This window comes from Bacillus sp. V26 (assembly GCF_034296245.1).
Lineage (GTDB): Bacteria > Bacillota > Bacilli > Bacillales > Bacillaceae > Bacillus > Bacillus halotolerans.
Genome location: NZ_JAXKQF010000027.1, coordinates 1 through 255, shown reverse-complemented (window position 1 = coordinate 255; position 255 = coordinate 1). Strand labels below are relative to the sequence as shown.

Genomic DNA, 255 nt, shown 5'->3' with positions numbered 1-255 from the left:
AGATGGGAGCTTGCTCCCTGATGTTAGCGGCGGACGGGTGAGTAACACGTGGGTAACCTGCCTGTAAGACTGGGATAACTCCGGGAAACCGGGGCTAATACCGGATGCTTATTTGAACCGCATGGTTTAAATATAAAAGGTGGCTTCGGCTACCACTTACAGATGGACCCGCGGCGCATTAGCTAGTTGGTGAGGTAATGGCTCACCAAGGCAACGATGCGTAGCCGACCTGAGAGGGTGATCGGCCACACTGGG

1 rRNA gene is annotated in these 255 nt (G+C 54.5%); it reads left to right on the top strand.

The annotated features are described in order from the left end of the window. A 16S ribosomal RNA gene (locus UJ203_RS20830) occupies positions 1-255 on the top strand; the annotation flags it as partial.